Annotated in this window: 20 protein-coding genes; 6 read left to right on the top strand and 14 right to left on the bottom strand. The window is 67.3% G+C overall.

Features of this window, described 5'->3' with window-relative positions:
- Positions 1 to 145: 145 nt before the first annotated feature.
- Complete coding sequence (locus ISP17_RS08065) at positions 146 to 406, bottom strand: hypothetical protein (RefSeq protein WP_404631887.1); 261 nt, start codon at positions 404 to 406, stop codon at positions 146 to 148.
- Between the two features lie 223 nt (positions 407 to 629).
- Here ISP17_RS08065 and ISP17_RS08060 point away from each other — a divergent pair, with 223 nt between their 5' ends.
- Positions 630 to 1676, top strand: coding sequence for a LacI family DNA-binding transcriptional regulator (locus tag ISP17_RS08060; protein ID WP_404631885.1), 1047 nt, complete (start codon positions 630 to 632; stop codon positions 1674 to 1676).
- 61 nt (positions 1677 to 1737) lie between these two features.
- Here the strand turns inward: ISP17_RS08060 and ISP17_RS08055 are convergent, their stop codons facing one another.
- The 5 genes from ISP17_RS08055 to ISP17_RS08035 form a co-directional block, all read right to left on the bottom strand.
- The gene (locus tag ISP17_RS08055; protein ID WP_404631883.1) at positions 1738 to 3264 is read right to left on the bottom strand and encodes a cryptochrome/photolyase family protein; all 1527 of its coding nucleotides are present in this window, start codon (positions 3262 to 3264) and stop codon (positions 1738 to 1740) included.
- Positions 3261 to 3410, bottom strand: coding sequence for a DUF2256 domain-containing protein (locus tag ISP17_RS08050; protein WP_404631881.1), 150 nt, complete (start codon positions 3408 to 3410; stop codon positions 3261 to 3263). The genes ISP17_RS08055 and ISP17_RS08050 overlap by 4 nt, the downstream gene beginning before the upstream one ends.
- Positions 3411 to 3427: 17 nt before the next feature.
- Complete coding sequence (locus tag ISP17_RS08045) at positions 3428 to 4180, bottom strand: SDR family NAD(P)-dependent oxidoreductase (protein WP_404631879.1); 753 nt, start codon at positions 4178 to 4180, stop codon at positions 3428 to 3430.
- Between the two features lie 87 nt (positions 4181 to 4267).
- Positions 4268 to 4729, bottom strand: coding sequence for a cupin domain-containing protein (locus tag ISP17_RS08040; protein WP_404631877.1), 462 nt, complete (start codon positions 4727 to 4729; stop codon positions 4268 to 4270).
- 30 nt (positions 4730 to 4759) lie between these two features.
- Complete coding sequence (locus ISP17_RS08035; RefSeq protein ID WP_404631875.1) at positions 4760 to 5197, bottom strand: carboxymuconolactone decarboxylase family protein; 438 nt, start codon at positions 5195 to 5197, stop codon at positions 4760 to 4762.
- Positions 5198 to 5305: 108 nt separating this feature from the next.
- Here ISP17_RS08035 and pdxR point away from each other — a divergent pair, with 108 nt between their 5' ends.
- Positions 5306 to 6742 carry a MocR-like pyridoxine biosynthesis transcription factor PdxR gene (gene pdxR / locus ISP17_RS08030; RefSeq protein ID WP_404631873.1) on the top strand — a complete coding sequence of 479 codons (1437 nt, stop codon included), beginning with the start codon at positions 5306 to 5308 and terminating at the stop codon, positions 6740 to 6742.
- Between the two features lie 400 nt (positions 6743 to 7142).
- Here pdxR and ISP17_RS08025 read toward each other — a convergent pair whose 3' ends face one another.
- From ISP17_RS08025 to ISP17_RS08010, 4 genes are all read right to left on the bottom strand, one after another.
- Positions 7143 to 7598 (bottom strand): ferritin-like domain-containing protein, encoded by a 456-nt coding sequence (locus tag ISP17_RS08025; RefSeq protein ID WP_404631871.1) that lies wholly within the window; start codon positions 7596 to 7598, stop codon positions 7143 to 7145.
- A gap of 266 nt (positions 7599 to 7864) precedes the next feature.
- Positions 7865 to 8476, bottom strand: a complete 612-nt coding sequence (locus ISP17_RS08020; RefSeq protein ID WP_404631869.1) for a hydrolase — start codon at positions 8474 to 8476, stop codon at positions 7865 to 7867.
- Positions 8473 to 8973, bottom strand: a complete 501-nt coding sequence (locus tag ISP17_RS08015; protein ID WP_404631867.1) for a cupin domain-containing protein — start codon at positions 8971 to 8973, stop codon at positions 8473 to 8475. Before ISP17_RS08015 ends, ISP17_RS08020 begins: the two co-directional genes overlap by 4 nt.
- Positions 8970 to 9899 (bottom strand): alpha/beta fold hydrolase, encoded by a 930-nt coding sequence (locus ISP17_RS08010; RefSeq protein ID WP_404631865.1) that lies wholly within the window; start codon positions 9897 to 9899, stop codon positions 8970 to 8972. Before ISP17_RS08010 ends, ISP17_RS08015 begins: the two co-directional genes overlap by 4 nt.
- 113 nt (positions 9900 to 10012) lie before the next feature.
- Here ISP17_RS08010 and ISP17_RS08005 point away from each other — a divergent pair, with 113 nt between their 5' ends.
- Positions 10013 to 10918 (top strand): LysR family transcriptional regulator, encoded by a 906-nt coding sequence (locus tag ISP17_RS08005; protein ID WP_404631863.1) that lies wholly within the window; start codon positions 10013 to 10015, stop codon positions 10916 to 10918.
- A 181-nt stretch (positions 10919 to 11099) separates the two neighbouring features.
- Positions 11100 to 11483: a GFA family protein gene (locus ISP17_RS08000; RefSeq protein WP_404631861.1), complete on the top strand. Its 384-nt coding sequence runs from the start codon at positions 11100 to 11102 to the stop codon at positions 11481 to 11483.
- Between the two features lie 93 nt (positions 11484 to 11576).
- Here ISP17_RS08000 and ISP17_RS07995 read toward each other — a convergent pair whose 3' ends face one another.
- Positions 11577 to 12515, bottom strand: coding sequence for an alpha/beta hydrolase (locus ISP17_RS07995; protein ID WP_404631859.1), 939 nt, complete (start codon positions 12513 to 12515; stop codon positions 11577 to 11579).
- Positions 12516 to 12779: 264 nt separating this feature from the next.
- Between ISP17_RS07995 and ISP17_RS07990 the strand changes: the two genes are divergently transcribed.
- Positions 12780 to 13040, top strand: a complete 261-nt coding sequence (locus ISP17_RS07990; RefSeq protein WP_404631857.1) for a hypothetical protein — start codon at positions 12780 to 12782, stop codon at positions 13038 to 13040.
- A 34-nt stretch (positions 13041 to 13074) separates the two neighbouring features.
- Entirely contained in the window at positions 13075 to 15651 is a 2577-nt protein-coding gene (ligD, locus tag ISP17_RS07985) for a DNA ligase D (RefSeq protein WP_404631855.1), read from the top strand.
- 150 nt (positions 15652 to 15801) lie between these two features.
- On the opposite strand, the gene ku is transcribed toward ligD, so the two are convergent.
- Genes ku through ISP17_RS07970 form a run of 3 tightly spaced genes read right to left on the bottom strand, consistent with a single transcriptional unit; the run spans position 15802 to position 17293 of the window.
- Positions 15802 to 16776: a non-homologous end joining protein Ku gene (gene ku, locus ISP17_RS07980; protein WP_404631853.1), complete on the bottom strand. Its 975-nt coding sequence runs from the start codon at positions 16774 to 16776 to the stop codon at positions 15802 to 15804.
- Positions 16769 to 17092, bottom strand: coding sequence for a hypothetical protein (locus ISP17_RS07975; protein WP_404631851.1), 324 nt, complete (start codon positions 17090 to 17092; stop codon positions 16769 to 16771). The genes ku and ISP17_RS07975 overlap by 8 nt, the downstream gene beginning before the upstream one ends.
- Positions 17093 to 17113: 21 nt before the next feature.
- Positions 17114 to 17293, bottom strand: a complete 180-nt coding sequence (locus tag ISP17_RS07970; protein ID WP_404631849.1) for a hypothetical protein — start codon at positions 17291 to 17293, stop codon at positions 17114 to 17116.
- Positions 17294 to 17861 lie beyond the last annotated feature (568 nt).

Raw genomic sequence — 17861 nt, 5'->3', positions numbered from 1 at the left:
GTGTAGGAGCCCGCTGGCGGGTGATGCCTTTCCCTCTGGATGCCGATGCAAAGCCAACAGCATCGCCCGCGAGCGGGCTCCTACCGGCACGTGATGCCCTCCGCCCGTAACCTCTCGGCGCGGGCCACGATGGGCGCGGGAGGTCTTACGCCTCCAGCTGCCAGTGCAGCTCGTCGGCATCGCTGGCCCGCGCGTGCACCAGCGCCAGCTGCGGCAGGAAGCGCCAGCGTTCGAGCCGCGCCGGCAGGCGCGCACGCGGGTACTCGTCTCGCAGCGCATGCAGCGCGCTCTGCTCGCATTCGAAACGGCCCAGCTCGGCGCCTTCGCGCAGGGCGCGCCAGCGTCTGCCATGGCGGATGATGCGGAACAGGCCGAGGGTCGAGGGGTACACATACTGCGCGAGCACGGGGAAGCATTCCTTGCGGTGGGGCGGCGGAATCTAAGCAGCCCTCTGTGACCGCGGCGTTATCCGTTTGCTACGCGCCGATGCCACCGTTCAGGCTGCCGGGTTCGGGCGCTGCACTTCGCGTCGCATTGCCGCGCGACCTTGCCGCGCAAAACCGCTAGGATTCGAGTGCTCCGGTCTGGGCCGCGCGCATACCTCCATCCAAGGGCAATCGCACCGCATCGTGGCGACCAAGGGAAAAATCACCTCGCTGGATATCGCCTACCTGGCCGGCGTCTCGCAGGCCACGGTGTCGCGCGCGCTGCGCGGCAGCCCGCTGGTCAACGAGGAGACCCGCCGGCGCATCGAGGCGGCGGTCAAGCAGCTCAACTACAAGGTCGACAAGAACGCGTCGAACCTGCGCACCCAGCACTCCGGCACGCTGGCGCTGCTGATCTTCGAAGATCCCACCGCCGACGATTCGCACATCAATCCGTTTTTTCTTTCGATGCTGGGCTCGATCACCCGCGCCTGCGCGCAGCACGGCTACGACCTGCTGATCTCGTTCCAGCAGTTCTCGCGCGACTGGCACGCCGACTACGCCGACAGCAAGAAGGCCGACGGCATCATCCTGCTCGGTTACGGCGATTACCTCGCCTATCGCGACAAGCTGGCCACGCTGGTGGAGCAGGGCACGCAGTCGGTGCGCTGGGGCGCAGTGCTGCCCGACCAGCCGGACGTCTCCATCGGCTGCGACAACTTCCAGGGCGGCCGCGCCATCGCCGAGCACCTGCTCGCGCAGGGCTGCCGCCGCATCGCCTTCATCGGCGACGCCTCCAGCCACTACCCGGAATTCCAGGAGCGCTATCGCGGCTATGCCGACGTGCTCGCGGCCGCGGGCGTGGCGGTCGATCCCGCGCTGCAGGTGGACGCCGAAACCACCGAGCTGGCCGGCTACGAGGCGATGCAGGCGCTGATCGCCAGCGGCGCGCCGTTCGATGCCGTGTTCGCTGCAAGCGACCTGATCGCCTTCGGCGCCATGCGCGCGCTGGACGAGCACGGCCTGAAGGTGCCCGAGGACGTGGCGCTCGCCGGCTTCGACGACATCCCCATGGCGCGCTTCGTCAATCCGGCGCTCACCACCGTGCTGCAGGACACCCGCCAGGCCGGCGAGATGCTGGTCGAGGCGCTGCTGCGGATGATCCGCGGCGAAAAGGTGGAGAGCGCGATCCTGCCGGTGAAGCTCACCGTGCGGCGGTCCAGCCTGCGCGGTGGGGCAGGTGGCAAGTAAGTCGCCCTGACGTCGCGATACGGTGTCGGGTCCCCGCTGTCCGGCCTCGTTTCAACGCGGGTTACAGCGTATCTACCTGGGCCAGATACCGCTCCGCCTGCGCCAGCGTGGACGCCCGTTCGGCTGGTTCCATCTTTTCCCAGCTGCGGTAGGTCATGCCCAGCCGCGGATTGCGCCCGAAGGTCGCCTGGTGCCGCGCGTGGAAATGCCAGTACAGACTGTTGAACGGGCAGGCGCGTTCGCCGTGGCGTTTGGTGTGCGTGTAGTGACAGCCCTTGCAGTGGTCGGACTGACGATTCACGTAGGCCGCCGATCCGCTGTACGGCTTGCTGCCCACGATGCCACCGTCGGCGAACTGGCTCATGCCGCGCGTGTTGGGCATTTCCACCCACTCGAACGCGTCGACGTAGATGCCCAGATACCAGGCATCGACTTCATCGGGATCGCAGCCGGCGAGCAGGGCGAAATTGCCGGTGAGCATCAGCCGCTGGATGTGATGCGCGTAGCCCAGCGCCAGCGACTGGCCGATCGCCGCGCGCAGGCAGGCCATCTTGGTGTCCGCCGTCCAGTACCACGCCGGCAGCGGCCGCTTCGCGTCGAGCGCATTGAGGGTGGCGTAGTTCGGCATGCGCGCCCAGTAGATGCCGCGCACGTACTCGCGCCAGCCGAGGATCTGCCGCACGAAGCCTTCGGTGTCAGCCAGGTCCGCCTCGCCGCGCTCGAAGGCCTCCACCGCCGCCTCGATCACCTCGCGCGGATGCAGCATCTTGAGGTTCAGCGCGAACGACAGCCCGGCGTGGAACAACGTGCGCGACCGCCCGCTGATCGCATCCTGAAAGCGCCCGAAATGCACCAGCCGCTGGGCGATGAAATCTTTCAGCCAAGCCTGCGCCTCGCGCCGTGTGAGCGGCCAGCCAAACGCCTCCGCCGACGGCTCGCCCATCGTCTGCACGCCGGCTGCCTCGATCTCTTCCCACAGCGCGCGCAGGTCGTGCTTCTGCCACGGCCATGCCGGCGCCGGTGGATCGCCCGGCCACTTGGCGCGGTTCTCCGCGTCGAAGTTCCAGCGTCCGCCGCGCGGTTCGCCATCGGGTTCCAGCAGGATCTGGTGGCGCCGGCGCAGGTCGCGATAGAAGAACTCCATCCGCGGCACTTTCTTCTCGAAGCGCCTGGCCGCCTCGTCGCGCTCCAACAAAAAGTGCTCGGCGCTCACTACCGCGTTGGGCAGGGCGCTCGCCTCGAACGCTTCCAGCAGCGCCTGCTCCACCCGCCACTCGTCCGCTTCCATTCGTTCCAGCCGCGTGGCGCCGAGCTGCGCGATCAGCCACGGCAGGTTGGCGGCGAAGCTGTGCTGGTTGCGGGTGTCGCCGATGCGCAGGTATTCCACGCGGTGCCCGGCCTTGACCAGCGCCTCGCCGAAGCGGCGCATCGCGGCGAAGATGCCCAGCACTTTCTGCGCGTGGTGGCGCACGTAGTCGGTCTCGCTGCGCACCTCCATCATCACGTAGACGATGGCGTCGTCGACGTCGCGGAACCACGGGTGCCGCGCGTTGAGCTGGTCGCCCAGGATCAGTCGCAGGCAGGTCATGGCTTCACCTCCGGGGTTTTCGAACGACGGCAACGCTCGCTGCAGTAGCGCACCTCGTCCCACACGCGCTCCCACTTCTTGCGCCACGCGAACGGGCGTTGGCACACGGGGCAGGTCTTGCTCGGCAGGTGCGGTTTGCGGTGCATGTTGGCAGCAGTGTGATTCAGGCTTTGGGCAGCGGGTGGACCACCGCCTGGCCGCCGTCCACGCCGATCTGCTGCGCGGTGATCCAACGAGCGTCGTCACTGAGCAGAAGGTCGATCAGCGCCGCGCTGTCCTCGCCTTCGCCGACCACGCCCATCGGATTCATCTTGCTGTTGCGCTCGATCGCCTCCGGCGTGCCAGTGAGCCGCGCCGACAGCGCCGAGCGGGTAAGGCCCGGATGCACGCAGTTCACCCGGATGCCTTTTTCCGCGTAAGTCGCCGCCGTGCTCATCGCCAGCGCCGCCACCGCCGCCTTGGCGCTGGCGATCGCCTCGTGATTGGGAAAGCCCGCCTGCGCCACCAGCGTGCCCACCAGCACCGCACTGGCCGGTTCCTTGTGCTTGAGCGCCGCGGCGACAAACGCTTTCAATGCGTGGAACGCGCTGAAGTAGTTCAGCTGGAAGATCGCCTGCAGGTCCGCCTCGCCGGTGAGGTGCAGCGGGCGAATCAGGGTGGAACCCACGCAGTGCGCGAAGCCGGTGATCGGCCCCAGCGTCGCCTGCGCCGTCTGCAGCAGCGCGGTGGCGGTCGCCGCGTCGGTCAGGTCGCCGGCCAGCACCAGCGCTTCGCCCGGCAGACTGGCGGCCAGATGGTCCAGCCGCGAGCTGTCGCGCGCGGTGAGTGCCAGCCGGCAGCCGCGCGCGGACAGCCGCCGCGCCAGCGCCGAGCCGATCGCGCCGGAAGCGCCCGTGATCCAGATGGTGTGTGCCATGGCGTATCTCATCGGAAAGAAGTGCGAGAGATACGTAGCGAACCGGCAGACGGTTGCACGCGCGGGTGCGCAGTGGCGGGTATTCGATCAGTACCCGGCGATGCGCGGCAGCAGCGCGGCGGTGGCCCTGGCATCAGGCAACGGAAGTTTGATCGGCTCACCCTCGCCGCCTACCGCGAATACAAGCAGCGTCGCCGGCTGGGTCGAGCTGGCATTGCGCGACACCAGGTGGTGCACGCGCGGCGTCTCGTACCAGCTCTCGCCTTGGCGATAGGTGTGCGGCGGCTGGCCTTCCAGCTGGGAGATCACGGCGCCGGTGAGCACATAGGCGAACACCGAGCCGGGGTGCAGGTGCGCGTCGGATGCGGCGCCCGGCGCGTAGGTCACGGTGACCATCACCACGTGCTTGCCCGGCGCGTCGGGCAGCGCCTGCTGCATCAGCAGCTGGTGCGATTCCTTGCCGCCGGTTTCATGCGCCAGCAGCGGCGCGCTGGCGGCGAAGGCGAGCGGGATGGCTAGGGCGGACAGGCGACGCAGGAACGTGCTCATGCGGTGGACTCCGTGGGGCGGCGAGGGCGCTCAGGCCGGCAGCTTGCGGAACGCGATGGCGAAGCGGTTCCAGCCGTTGATGGCGGTCACCAGCAGGGTGAGGTCGGTGAGCTCGGCGTCGGTGAAGTGCGGGCGCACCTCTTCCCACAGTTCGTCCGGCGCGTGGGTCTGGCTGATCAGGGTGAGCGATTCGGTCCAGGCCAGCGCGGCACGCTCGCGATCGGTGAAGAACGCGGTCTCGCGCCACACGCTCAGCGTGGCGAGGCGACGCTCGTTCTCGCCGGCCTTGCGGGCATCGGCGGAATGGGTGTCCACGCAATACGCACAGCCGTTGATCTGCGAGGCGCGCAGGCGCACCAGCTCCACCAGGGACTTTTCCAGGTCGCTCTTCGCGATGCGCTGTTCCAGGCCCACCATGGCCTTGATGGCTTCCGGGCTGGCTTTGTAGAAATCGAGACGCTGTTGCATGACGTGACTCCTCGAGATGGCGGGATGGGTGATTCGGTGGGAACAGGCTAGGCTTCCCACTGGTTTGCTTGAATAACCATTTTCAGGAATTTCGAGGTAACCAGTGCCATGGACATTCACGTCAGCATCCACGGCCGCCGCGACCTCGCCGGACAGCTTTATCGCCAACTGCGCGGGGCCATTGCCGATGGGCGCCTGCCGGCCGGCGAACGGTTGCCGTCCACGCGCGACCTGGCCACGCAACTGGGTGTGTCGCGCAAGACCACGCTGGAAGCGTTCGACCAGTTGATCGCCGAGGGCTACCTCGTGGCGCGGCAGGGCGATGGCACCTTCGTCGCCGATGGCGTGGCGCACGACGCCGCGCACACGGAAGCGCGCAGCCCGCGCGGCCCGCGTCCTGCGTCCGTGTGGAAACGTGTGCCACCGGCCCTGGCGATGCCCACGCCAGGCAGCACGCCGCCCATCGATTACCTCGGTGGCGTCACCGACAAGACGCTGTTTCCGTTCGACGCCTGGCGCCGTTGCATCGCCCACGCGCTGCGCGTGCAGGCACGCGGGCGGGGCAGCTATCGCGATCCCGCCGGTGAGCAGGAACTGCGACTGGCCATCGCGCAATACGTCGGCTTCAGTCGCGCGGTCGCCTGCCAGTGGCAGCAGGTGATCGTGACCCAGGGCGCGCAGCAGGCGATCGACCTCACCGCGCGCGTGATGATTGCGCCCGGCGACACCGTGGCGATGGAAGACCCCGGCTACCCGCCCGCGCGCGCCAGCCTGCTCGCGCTCGGCGCACGCGTGGTGCCGGTGCCGGTGGACGCGCAGGGGCTGGTGGTCGAGCGGCTGCCCGACGATGCCAAGCTGGTCTACGTCACGCCCTCGCACCAGTTTCCGCTGGGCATGCCGATGAGCCTGGAGCGCCGGCTCGCGCTGCTGGCCTGGGCGTCCGGACGCGGTGCACTGATCCTCGAGGACGACTACGACGGCGAGTTCCGCTTCGAAGGCCGCCCGCTCGATTCGCTCAAGAGCCTGGACCGCGCCGGCGTGGTGGTCTACGTCGGTACCTTCTCCAAGACGATTTTTCCGGAGCTGCGCATCGGCTACGCGGTGCCGCCGGCCGGCCTGCTCGACGCCTTCACCAAGGCCCGCCAGCTCAACGACTGGCACGGCTGCAACCTCACCCAGACCGCGCTCGCCCGCTTCATGCTGGACGGCCACTTCGCCAAGCACCTGCGCCGCGTGCAGAAGCACTACGCCCGCCGCCGCGAGGCATTGCTCGACCACCTCCGCGGCGGACTCGCGCCCTGGTTCGAGCCCATCGTCCCCGCCGCCGGCATTCACCTCACCGCGCGTCTGCGCCACGGGCTCACCGAGGCTGCGGTGATCGATGCGGCGCGTAGAAAACAGATCGGCCTCTACGGCATCGCCGGCTTCCACGCGGGGCGACGGCGCGGGCAGGGCCTGCTGTTCGGCTACGGCGACATTCGCCTGGATGCGCTTCATGCCTCGATGACCACCCTGAAAATGCTGCTGGGCAAGGCCGCCGGATAGGCTGCCGAATGGTCAGGCTGGGGCGCAAAGCATCGGTGGGATTGAAGTTCCTGGCTCGGCTGTCCCGACCGTGCCTATCCGCACCGGGGCGGATAGCGAGGTCGGGTACCTGCGGATTTTTCGCCGGATGGCGCGTCGGCGTGGCGGCGGCTCGCGCACCGCTGGTTCGGTGCGCCGCCCGAAAGCCTCGCCCGCCGAGCTGTTTTCCCGAGCCGCGGAGTGCCGAGCTCGGCGCACGGAGCCCAGAACGAGCGGAGCTCGGAACTCCGCGCCTGAAGAGCCGGCGGGCAGCAGCACCGCGAGGCGCCCCATGGGCTGCGGGGCGGGCGCGCCCCGTCGCCCAGCCGCATGGCGGCCGGTGTCCCGGCGGTGAACTGCGCGGGCCCTTCCCGAGCCGGCGTCAGCCGGTGAACTCGGCGATGTCGCCAGGCTTGCGCAGCATCTTGTTGACCTCGCCGGCATGCAGCTCTTCGGCGGCGATCAACTCGCGCGCGTATTCCTCCAACAGCACCGACTTGCCCGTTGCCAGCTCCAGCAGGTCGTAATACGCCGCCAGCGCCAGCTTCTCGTGCTCCAGCGACTCGCGCAGGATCGGTCCGATATCGTGCTGGTGGGTTTCCAGCAGCGGCCCGATCCCCAGCGACGGATGACCGCCGAACTGGGTGATCAGCTCGCCGGCACGGCGGGCGTGCAGCAGGCTCTCGTCGGCCTGGCCGGACAGCCAGCTCACGATCGGGATGCGGTTGTAGCCGTAGATCATCAGCGCGTAGTGCGTGTAACGCACCACACCGGCCAGCTCCAGTTCGAGGATGCGGTTGAGTACCGCGATGGCGCGCTCTTTGTCCTGGGCATGCATGGAGGCTTCCTCCGATGGGCGAGATGGGGGCGCATGCCGCGGGCCGCGGCACGCCGCCTTAGCCTACTCTCAGGATGCAAGGTCGTGCGGTGTCGCCGGGCCATTTTTCGTTCGCGATTACGCGGGCCTCCGCGGGCTGCGGTGGTCGTGATGGGCTGGGCTCCGCGAATGAATTCGACACATGAAGGAAGGCTTGCGCGAACGTGCTGTGTCTTCCGGCGAGGTGCGCTCTGCCTCCGGTAACAACCTGCAGTGGTGATGCCGGATCAGTGACCGACTTCGGCAAAGACGATGTCGGCAAAGCCTGCCGCCGTGCTCTCGCGATTCCAGTCGCGTTGCATCTCGCAGGCCAGCTGGATCCAGGTGATGGGCACGCCGCCGGCCTGCACGATGCGCTCCAGTCCTGCGCGGTGGGCCTCCGGTGAGGTGCCACCGACAGCGTCCACGACGACATAGACCTCAAAACCTGCCTGCAGTGCGTCGAGGGCAGGGAACACCAGGCAGACCTCGGTCCACAACGCGACCATGATCAGTTTCCTGCGTCTGGTCGCCTTGACCGCGGCGACGAAGTCGTCGTCTTCCCAGGCATTGATCGAGGTGCGGTCGATGATGTCCGCATCGCCCAGCACGTCGGTGAGTGCCCGGATCATCGGCTGGTTGCGGCCGGTAGCCACATTGACGGTGGAGAGCACCATCGGCACGCCGTAGAGCCTGGCGGTGCGCGCCAGCGCCACGACATTCGCCACCAGCAGCCGCTTGTTCATCGACGCGATGGAAGCCACCTGGATGGGCTGGAAGTCGATGATCACGACACTGGCGTTCTGTGGCGTCAGCATGTGGTCGGTGACCGGATCGCGCGGCGTGCGGGGCGAGGTCATGGCTTGGCTCCGGTGGCAGGGCCGGGTGCGTCGGTGGAAGTCGCATAGCGCGTGTCGGTGGGGCCGTCGCCGGTGATGATCACCGCGACCGCGGAGTCGCCGGTGTGCGCGAAATGCGCCACGTTCGCCGGTTCCGTGTAGAAGCTTCCCGGCCCCAGTGCCTTGACGGTGGCGTCTTCCGCTTTATTGCCGTAGCCGAAGTACCAGGTGCCGGACACGACGACTGCCGAGCGGCTGTCGCGATGCTCATGGGCGTTGATGCGCGTATGTGCGGGTACCAGCAATTCAACCGTGTAGATACCTGCCTTCGCAGGGTCGCCGGAGAGAACAATGGTGCGTATGCCCGCCAGGCCGGAGGTGCCTGCTATCGCGCCAGAGTGGGGTTGCGTTGCGATCTCGGCGGCGGTCATTCGCCGCTGGGCCATCTGGCCGATGGCGCTGGACGGGTTGGCCAGCAGCGCAACGGCCGATACGGTGAGGGCGAAAGTCAGCTTCATGGTGTTGCTTCCAGGAAACCCTGGACCGCCGCGATGGTTGCCTCGGGCTGTTCTTCCATCAGCCAGTGCCCGGCATCGGGAATCACCTGTTCGGTGACGTTGCTGGCCGCCGCACGCATCACCACCGCCATCGTCGGCCCGAAGGACTTGGCGCCGCCGATGGCCAGTACCGGCATGCTCAGTTTGCCCTTGGCCAGAGACACCTGATTGTCCCTGGCGTCCTGATCGAAAGCAGCGAACTGGGCGAACCCCGCGTGCATGGCGCCGGGCATCGCATAGAGCCTGGCATAGTGCTGGCGATCGGCCTCGGTGAAGCGACGCGGATCGGCCGAGAAATCGTTCCAGAAGCGGTCGAGGTAGATCCGCTCGCGCCCGGCAACCAGGCGTTCCATGTCGGGGCCGCCGAAGTGGAAGTGCCACAGCATCGGGCTCTTGAGTATCTCGTCCCATGGGCCGATCCCGGGGAGAGGCGCATCCATCAGCACAAACCGTCTCACCCGGTCGGGATGCCCGGCCACGAAGGCATAACCGACCATGTTGCCGATGTCATGCGTGACCACGTCGGTGCGATCGACCTTCAATGCGTCGAGAAGTCCCGCCACATCCTCGCCCTGGGTTTTCTTGTCGTAGCCGCCGGCCGGTTTGCTGGACAGGCCGAGGCCGCGCAGGTCCGGCACGATCACGCGATGATTGCGGCTGAGCGCCACCGCCAGCGGTTCCCACATGTCCCCGGTTTCGCCGTAGCCGTGCAGCAGGATCACCGCCGATCCACTGCCGCCGACCCGCACGTGCAGGGTCACGCCGTTGGTGGGGATGTCGCGGATTTCGAACGAAGGCGGGAACGGTTTGACCAGCGCGATCGCGGTCGAAGAAACCATCCACCCTGTCAGCAGGGCCAGGCTGGCCCACACGGTCAAGCGTCGCATATCGAATCTCCCTTGGAACCGGAAGGCGGGTGATGGCGCCAGTTGGTGGACAGGAGTCTTGCACCGGGGCAAAGTCGCCAGTAGCCGCCTGCTGCCGAAACTGGTTTACGGCCATGCCGAACGATATGAAGCTCCAGGGGCTCGCCGCGTTCGTCGCCGCCGTCGAGGAAGGCTCCGTCAGTGCCGCCGCCCGCCGACTCGGATACGCCAAATCCGTAGTCAGCGAGCGTCTGGTCGATCTGGAGCAGACGCTGGGCACCCGCTTGCTCCAGCGCACGACCCGCCGGATGTCGCTGACGCTGGACGGCGAGAGCTTCCTGCCGAGGGCGCGTCGCATCCTGCAGGAAGCAGCTGAGGCGGCGACCGAGTTGGCGGAACGGCGCAGCTCGCTGACCGGTCCGCTGCGTATTTCGGCGCCGGTGAGTTTTGGCGTGCTGCATCTTGGGCCGGCGCTGTATGCCTTCCTCGCGCAACATCCCGGCATCGATCTCTCACTCGAACTGGACGATCGCTTTGTCGACGCCGCCGCCGACGGGTTCGATGCCGTGCTTCGACATGGACCGGTGGCCGACAGCCGCCTCGTTGCGAAGCGGCTGGCGACGAGCCGTCGAGTGCTGGTCGCGTCACCGGATTATCTGGAGCGTCGGGGCACGCCAACCTCGCTGGATGAGCTCGGGCGGCATCAAGGCATCCTTTACATCAATCGCGAAACCGACTGGCGGTTCGCGCGGGATGGCAGCTGGGTGGTGGTGCATCCTCGCGCAGGCCTGCGCGTGAATAACGGCATCGTGATGCGCGACGCCGCCATTGCCGGCCTCGGCGTCACCCTGCTGCCTACCTTCTTCGTCCGCGATGCACTCGAGCGTGGCGTGCTGATGCAGGTCGATATCGGCCTTGAAGCCGAAGGTGCCGAGCTCTTTCTCGCCTATACACGAGATCGTACGGTATCGATGAAGGTCGCCGCCCTCATCGAAAGCTTGCGGCAGAGCTTCGGCGAGCCGCCTTATTGGGATCTCTAAGGTGCATCACCGCTGCTGCCGGACCCGCACCGAGGCGCAAGCCGACCTGTTGATAGCCTCGAGCCGCGCATGCGCCATAGAGTCGCCCGACGCGATCGGCAGTTTTCAGCCTTAATCGAGCCGTCCATGGAAACGGGGTAGAACCCGCGTTCCGCGGTACAACAATTACGAGCACACTCCCATGAGCCAAGCACAGCCTCCACTATCGCTGCACGGTTCCTGCCATTGCGGCTTGGTGCGCCTCACGCTGCCGGCAACCCCCGAAACGGCGACCAGTTGCAACTGTTCGCTATGTCGGCGCACAGGAGGCATCTGGGCCTACTACGAGCTTGGCTCGGTCTCCATCCAAGGCCATCCAGAGCATACGGAAAGCTACGTGTGGGGCGATCGAACCCTGAGGAATTTTCGTTGCAGGAACTGCGGTATCGCCACCCATTGGGAGCCCATTGAATCCACCCCTTCCGCTCGCCACGGAGTGAACCTGCGGAATTTTGAACCCGCGCTGCTGGAGTCGGTGGTCATCAGGCACTTCGATGGGGCGGACACCTGGAAATTCCTGGACTGAGCGCTTGCCGCCTTTCGCGTCGGGCCGACGTCATCGCGCTTTTTGAGCCGCGCTTCCGTTTCCGGTGGGAGCATCTCCGAGGGCTTCCCGCTTTCAGCGGGACAGCACGCCGATCGTGCCCAGCCAAGTCTCCACCAACTGCTGCCATTGAGTGATCGGCAGCGTCGTCGGTCGCAGGCCGAAGGCATGGCCACCCTGCGCATACAAGTGCATCTCGGTGGGCACGCCGGCTTTCTGCAGGGCAACGTAGTAGGCAAGCGCCTGCTCCACGCCGTCCACGTGATCATCCTCGGCCATCGCGAGGAAGGTGGGCGGGGTGTTTTTGGTCACTGGCACATTGCGGTTGAATCCATAGGGTGCGGCGAGGTGGCCGGGGTAGATCGCCACGGCGAAGTCCGGGCGGGCACTCAGGTTGTCGGTCGCATCGATCGGCGCGTACACGCGGCGGTCGTAGTTTGTGCTGATCGAGGCGACGAGGTAGCCGCCCGCCGAGAAGCCGAGCACGCCGATCTTGTGCGGATCGACCCGCCACTCGCCCGCGTGCTGGCGCACCAGCCGGATCGTGCGCTGGGCGTCCTGCAGGGCAGGCGTGGGGATGGCGAAGTTGTGCGGGCGGCAGTTGCAGTGCCAGTCGTAAGGCGTGCCCGGCACGCGGTACTTCAGCAGCACGCAGGTGATGCCGCGCGCGGTTAGCCAGTCGCATACCTCGGAGCCTTCCAGATCGATCGCGAGGATCTCGAAGCCGCCGCCGGGGAACACCACCACCGCCGCGCCGGTGTTCCGGCCCTTGGGCGGGTACACCGTGAAGGTGGGTTGCGTGACGTTGTGGATGGCCGTCCAGGGCTTGCCGGCCACCAGCGCCTGCGCTTCCAGGCTGGTCGATTCGGTCGCAGGGGCCGGCTGCGCGTTGGGCGGCGTGCCGGGCCAGATGCGCTCCTGTTTCAGGCCGTGGCCGGGTTGCCAGACAGCGGCGTGGGCGCATGCGCCACCCAGCACGAGCGTGGTGAACAAGATGGAATGCCAGAGTTTCATCGCGCGCAGGCCGGGCAGGGGAGAAGCCGACAGGTTACGGCGTGAAGATGGCCGACGCCCGTCCGGCGCATGGCCGTGGTCGGGAAAAACCGGACATGCCGGGGGCGATGGCGCCGCGACGGACAATGCATCGGCAGCCTTGTGGCACGCCGTGCTCACCGCCACTCGCATTCCGCAGCCGTGTGGGCCGGCGCAAACGGACGATGCCCATGCCACTCCCGCGACGTGCGCTGTTTTCGACAAGCACTGCACAAATGCCTGCCTATGCTCGACCCCATGCGTGCGACATCCAGACAATCGCGAGTGTCGGCCAAGGCGCATCAGGCGCTAGCCCGGTTGCAGACGCTGAGTGTCGAGAACGAATGCCTGCGTGACGAATGGCGCCGGCACTCCTGTGGCGCGCTGCAGATTCGCGCGGCCTCGCGCAAGGCGCTTCACGCGGTGGTGGGTGGCTCCGGGCGCCGGTGGTGTGGGTTGCGCAGCACCTTCCTGCTGCCGTGGTTGAGCTGGATCTTTCGCCGATGAGGTACGCGCTGCGCGCCGTGCTGGGAGCGGCCCCATGAGTCTGCACGACTACCAGCGCAAGCGCGATTTCACTCGCACGCGGGAGCCGCCAGCCACCACGCGCGGCGCGGCGGGCAAGCGCGCGATCTTCGTGGTGCAGCTGCATCACGCCAGCAGCCGGCACTACGATTTTCGCCTGCAGGTGGGCGACGTCCTCAAGAGCTGGGCGGTGCCCAAGGGCCCGAGTTTCAATCCGAAGGACAAGCGCCTTGCCGTGGAGGTGGAGGATCACCCGCTCGACTACGCCAGCTTCGAGGGCGACATCGAGGCGGGCTACGGCAAGGGCCACGTGGACCGGTTCGATCACGGCGTGTGGTCGACCACCGGTGACGTCGAGGCGCAGTTGCGCAAGGGGCATCTGCGCTTTGATCTGTACGGCGAGCGGCTGCAGGGGGCGTGGCATCTGGTGCGCAGCAGCCGCAAGCAGAAGCAGCCGGCGTGGTTCCTGATCAAGGTGGACGACGCCTTTGCCAGCGCGCTCGAGGCCGATGACCTGCTCGATGCCCGCCTGCGCGCGAGCACCCGCAAGGCGGCGAAGACGCCCGCGCAGAAGTCCGCTGCCGGCCAGTCGACGGTGCGGCGTCGCGCATCACCGCCGATGCGGCCGGCGCCGCTGCGCAAGCTGATGGCGATGATCAAGGCCACGCCCAAGGCCAGGGCCGCGGCGATCTCCGGCGATTTCTTCAAGCCCGAGCTGGCCCGGCTCGGCGATGCTCCACCCGCGGGCGACCAGTGGCTGCACGAAGTGAAGTGGGACGGCTACCGCCTGCTGGCCACGGTGCACGCCGGCCGCGTGGCGCTGTGGTCGCGCAACGGCTTGCCCTGGACAGATCGCCTGCCGGAGATCGCGCAGGCGATCACGATGCTGGGGCTGGATTCGGCCCAGCTGGACGGCGAACTCATCGCACTCGACGCCGCCGGCCACAGCGATTTCAACGCGTTGCAGAAAACCCTCGCGGGCGAGGCCAACGCGCCGCTGGTGTACATGCTGTTCGATTGCCCGGCACTGCAGGGCTACACCCTTGCCCAGGCGCGGCTGGTGGATCGCAAGGCGCTGTTGGCCCTGCTGCTGAAGGATCGCCCGGCGCCGCTGGCCTACAGCACGCACACCGTGGGGCAGGGCGACGTGGCGTTTCGCATGGCGGTTGAGCACCAGCTGGAAGGCGTCGTTTCCAAGCGATGCGATGCGCCGTATCGCGGCGGGCGCGGCGACGACTGGCGCAAGACCAAGCGCCTGCACAGCGACGAGTTCGCGGTGCTCGGCTACACCCCGCCGAGTGGGAGCCGCCACGGCTTCGGCGCGCTGCTGCTGGGCAAGCCCGATCCCGCCAGTACGGGGCGCTGGGTCTACGCCGGGCGCGTGGGCAGCGGCTTCAGCGATGCGGACCTGAGCACATTGAGTCGCCGCGTGGCGAAGGGCGGCACCACGCGCGTGCCGCCAAACATTCACGGCATCGATCCCCTGCTGCGCGGCGCGCGCTGGGTGACGCCGCAGGCGGTGGTCGAGGTGAGCTTTCGCGGGCATGGCGGCAACGCGCTGCTGCGCCAGGCGAGTTTCAAGGGCATGCGGCCGGACAAATCCATCGCCGATCTCGTGGACAGCGATCGCGCCTCCGCTGCCGCTCGATCCTCTTCGCGCGCAACCCGGAGCCAGGCCATGAGCAGCGACACACCACACGCACCGACCGCGGTGGAGATCACCCATCCCGAGCGGCTGATCTATCCGCAGGACGGCATCCGCAAGCAGGACGTGGCCGACTACTACCGGGCCGTGATGGACTGGTTCCTGCCCGGCGTGGTGGATCGGCCCACCTCGGTGGTGCGCTGTCCCGACGGCGTGGAGAAGACGTGCTTCTTCCAGAAACACGCGCTGGCCGGGCTCAAGCATGTGGACACGGTGGCACTGGAAGAAGATGCCGGCGCGGCGGCGCAGTACATCGTGCCCCGCGACGCGCTCTCGGTGATGGAACTGGTGCAGTTCGGCGCGGTGGAATTCCATCCGTGGGGCGGGCACGCGGAGACGCCGGACCACTGCGATCGTCTGGTATTCGATCTGGATCCCGGGCCGGGCGTGACCTGGTCGCGCGTGGTGGCTGCCGCGCGGCTGGTACGCAAGCAACTGGAGCAGCTCGGGCTGGTGTCGTTTTTGCGCACCTCCGGCGGCAAGGGGCTGCACGTGGTGGTGCCGCTGCAACCGGCCACGCTGTGGCCGGACGTGAAGTCGTTTGCCCACGCCTTCGCCGACACGCTGGCGCTGGCGCACCCGCTCGACTTCGTCGCGGTGGCCGCCAAGGCGCACCGCAAGGAGCGGGTGTATCTCGACTATCTGCGCAATACCCGCGGCGCCACCAGCGTGGCCTCGTACTCGCTGCGCAGCCGGCCCGGCGCGCCGGTGGCGGTGCCGCTGCGCTGGAGCGAACTGGGCAAGATCACGGGCGGCGATCACTACACCTTGCGCACCGTGCCGCGGCGGCTGGCCGGCCTGCGCAGCGATCCGTGGAAAGGTATCGACACCGTGCAGCAGGATCTGCAGCGCGTGCTCGACGCGATTGGCGCGCATCGGTCGGATTGACTATCTCGGAGTCGTGGATTTCCCGGCCTGGCCTGCGTCGCTGTCTCCGGCGCACGGGCCGGGCGACAACACGCCGCCCCCGCTTTAATTCAGCACCCCGTCGGGGCATCACCCGCTTGTTACGAGCAAACACATTTCCCGCGTGACCGACTAGCCCGCTTTGCGCCGTCCGCCCGATTTGCTGCCAGTGGATGCCTTTCGCGTGGCGGTATCGCTCGCCGCGCGCTTGCCGCTGGCCTTCTTCGCGGCGGCCCTGGAGGCGGTGGATTTCTTCGCGGTTTTGGCCGGTGTGGCCTTGACCGGGGTCTTCTTCGCGGGTGTGCGTTTGCGCGTGTCCAGGCTCTTCTTGAGCAGGGCCATGAAGTCGACCACATTGGTGGAGGCCTGCTCGGAAGGCGCTTCCTCCTCGCTCTCCTCGGCGGTCACCACACCCTTGGACTTGAGCCGCTTGTCGATCACCTTGCGCAGGCGATCGCGGAATTCGTCACGGTAGTCTCCCGGCGTCCACTCGCCGGACATCGACTCGATCAGCTGCTCGGCCATCTCCATTTCCCTGGGTGCGATGCGGTAGTCGGCGATCGCTTTTTCCGGCAGGCGGTACTCCTCCACGTCCACCAGCTCCTGCGGGTAGCGCAGCAGCACCAACATCAGCGCCTTGTCCTGCGGCATCACGGCGCACAGGTACTCGCGGGTGCGGATCACCACGCGGGCAATGCCCACCTTGCCGGTGCGCCGCAGCGTTTCGCGCAGTAGCACGTAGCCTTTTTCCGCCTTCTTGCCGGGCACCAGCACGTACGGCTTGTCGAAGTATTGCGGCGCGATGGAGGCGGCATCCACAAACGCCTCCACCTCCACTGCCTCGCGTCCCTCGGCCGCGGCCGCCTTGATGTCGTCGGGATCGAGCACGACGTAGCTGCCCTTCTTGTATTCGAACGCCTTGACGATGTCCTTCCACGGAACCTCGTCGCCGGTTTCAGCGTTGACGCGCTCGTAGCGAATGGGCGTGTTGCTGCGGCTGTCGAGCATGCGAAAGTGCAGGTCGACACTGCGCTCGCCGGACATCAGCGATACCGGCACGTTGAGCAGGCCGAACGACAGCGTGCCGGTCCAGATGGGTCTAGCCATGGGGTTTCTCCGCGGCGTTCCGTTCGAATCGAAGTTTCAGTTGCCGGCGGTCGAGCGCCACGCGCCTGGCGCCAGCGAGGTCCTCGGGGTGCACCAGCTGTCCCTGCTCATTCCAGAGCGCGCGCTCGTCCTGGTAGATCATCCAGGCCAGCGTGCATGCCTCACAGCCGCAGCTTCCGTGGCATTCCTCGGCCACGCAGGCCGTGCCGCAGGTGCAGACGAGACGCTCGACGTCGCCGCGCGCGGCATTCTTTACGTGCAGATAGCCGTCCGAGGAAGGCCACAGCAGACGTCCGCTCGGCGTGGGCCGGTTCAAGCGCGTTGCTTCCACGTCGCGTTACTTGGGCAGCTTGGCCGGGATGAAGGGCGATACCGGGTCGCTGGCCGGAAAGGTCTCCGCCAGCGCCTCGTCCTGGTTGTCGCTTTCGTGCGACTTGCGCTCGCGACGCTCGTCTCCGGACTCCGGGCCGGCCCTCTGGTCGTGCTTGTTGCTGTCTTTGCGATCGTGAGCGTTCATGGCGCGCCTGTGGGTGGTGGACGTCGACGCAGGCTAGTCCCGCGTCTGTCAACGAAACATGCGCAGTGTCTGAACCTGGACGAACATACCGGACATCGCGCCGGGCACCCTTGCCAGTCGCCCCCGGCATCGGTTGCGCATGCCACTTCGGCAAAACGCTACCCGTGCCGCTCGCGGGAGCCAGGTCACTTCCACGGCGAACGTCGCGCTGTCTGATCGCCGCGGTGAATGCATCGTCAATCGCGATGGACCTGGCTTGCACATGCCAGCAACGTCGCGATTGGCAGGCTGCACGCCCGTTACCGCGGCGAGCCGGTGCGATGATCAAGGATCACCACTACAGCTGCTCTCACCCGCCAGCGCCTGCCGCGTCACGCCGCCATCGTTGTTCTGCGCAGACGCTTGCAGGCGGCGCTCCGAGGGTGGGCTTCCACGCGATGCGGCCTGTGTTCCCGCGGCCACGACGCCTGCATCGCCACGTGCACTGCGGCTGCCGTTGCGCCCTGATCGGCCCATGCCCACCGCCGCAATCGTGCGGAGGCGATTTCGCCATCGCGGAGCCGGCCTC

The sequence above is a fragment of the Dyella ginsengisoli genome, assembly GCF_044904665.1.
Classification (GTDB): Bacteria; Pseudomonadota; Gammaproteobacteria; order Xanthomonadales; family Rhodanobacteraceae; genus Dyella_A; species Dyella_A ginsengisoli.
This window is presented reverse-complemented; position numbering and strand designations above follow the sequence as displayed.

Bases quoted from the DNA above. Each gene is read 5' to 3' on its own strand.
- ISP17_RS08050 (WP_404631881.1), bottom strand. From the start codon at position 3,410: ATGCACCGCAAACCGCACCTGCCGAGCAAGACCTGCCCCGTGTGCCAA.
- ISP17_RS08025 (WP_404631871.1), bottom strand. From the start codon at position 7,598: ATGCATGCCCAGGACAAAGAGCGCGCCATCGCGGTACTCAACCGCATC.
- ligD (WP_404631855.1), top strand. From the start codon at position 13,075: ATGAGTCTGCACGACTACCAGCGCAAGCGCGATTTCACTCGCACGCGG.
- ku (WP_404631853.1), bottom strand. From the start codon at position 16,776: ATGGCTAGACCCATCTGGACCGGCACGCTGTCGTTCGGCCTGCTCAAC.
- ISP17_RS08020 (WP_404631869.1), bottom strand. From the start codon at position 8,476: ATGACCTCGCCCCGCACGCCGCGCGATCCGGTCACCGACCACATGCTG.
- ISP17_RS08005 (WP_404631863.1), top strand. From the start codon at position 10,013: ATGCCGAACGATATGAAGCTCCAGGGGCTCGCCGCGTTCGTCGCCGCC.
- ISP17_RS08035 (WP_404631875.1), bottom strand. From the start codon at position 5,197: ATGCAACAGCGTCTCGATTTCTACAAAGCCAGCCCGGAAGCCATCAAG.
- ISP17_RS07970 (WP_404631849.1), bottom strand. From the start codon at position 17,293: ATGAACGCTCACGATCGCAAAGACAGCAACAAGCACGACCAGAGGGCC.
- ISP17_RS08000 (WP_404631861.1), top strand. From the start codon at position 11,100: ATGAGCCAAGCACAGCCTCCACTATCGCTGCACGGTTCCTGCCATTGC.
- ISP17_RS07995 (WP_404631859.1), bottom strand. From the start codon at position 12,515: ATGAAACTCTGGCATTCCATCTTGTTCACCACGCTCGTGCTGGGTGGC.
- ISP17_RS08055 (WP_404631883.1), bottom strand. From the start codon at position 3,264: ATGACCTGCCTGCGACTGATCCTGGGCGACCAGCTCAACGCGCGGCAC.
- pdxR (WP_404631873.1), top strand. From the start codon at position 5,306: ATGGACATTCACGTCAGCATCCACGGCCGCCGCGACCTCGCCGGACAG.
- ISP17_RS08010 (WP_404631865.1), bottom strand. From the start codon at position 9,899: ATGCGACGCTTGACCGTGTGGGCCAGCCTGGCCCTGCTGACAGGGTGG.
- ISP17_RS08015 (WP_404631867.1), bottom strand. From the start codon at position 8,973: ATGAAGCTGACTTTCGCCCTCACCGTATCGGCCGTTGCGCTGCTGGCC.
- ISP17_RS08040 (WP_404631877.1), bottom strand. From the start codon at position 4,729: ATGAGCACGTTCCTGCGTCGCCTGTCCGCCCTAGCCATCCCGCTCGCC.
- ISP17_RS08045 (WP_404631879.1), bottom strand. From the start codon at position 4,180: ATGGCACACACCATCTGGATCACGGGCGCTTCCGGCGCGATCGGCTCG.
- ISP17_RS07990 (WP_404631857.1), top strand. From the start codon at position 12,780: ATGCTCGACCCCATGCGTGCGACATCCAGACAATCGCGAGTGTCGGCC.